This window comes from Pseudomonas sp. Kh14, assembly GCF_900291005.1.
Taxonomy (GTDB): Bacteria; Pseudomonadota; Gammaproteobacteria; order Pseudomonadales; family Pseudomonadaceae; genus Aquipseudomonas; species Aquipseudomonas alloputida.
This window is the reverse complement of record NZ_OLKJ01000343.1, coordinates 1-232: the sequence shown is the minus strand read 5'-3', so window position 1 is coordinate 232 and position 232 is coordinate 1. Positions and strand designations below refer to the sequence as shown.

1 protein-coding gene is annotated in these 232 nt (G+C 25.9%); it reads right to left on the bottom strand.

Features of this window, described 5'->3' with window-relative positions; translation table 11 throughout:
- Positions 1–232, bottom strand: a 232-nt coding sequence (locus tag FQ668_RS28770; protein ID WP_256677692.1) for a hypothetical protein, incomplete at both ends; no start/stop codon positions are given.

The following is a 232-nucleotide window of genomic DNA, read 5'->3' as shown; positions in this document are numbered from 1 at the left end:
TTATATGTATTACCATGTACAGTGAGCAGAGCAGGTTTATTTAATTTTTCATCTATTTCAGAATTTAAATGAACAATATCAGTATCTGCTGGAATTTGCTCATTGATTTTTTTAGTTTCATCTATATAAATAACATCAGCAAAAGGACAAAAAGATTCATTAGCCACTAAATATGTAATTTTATTTCCTAATTTTTTTAATTCTTTACCTAAATACCAAATAACTCTGGATG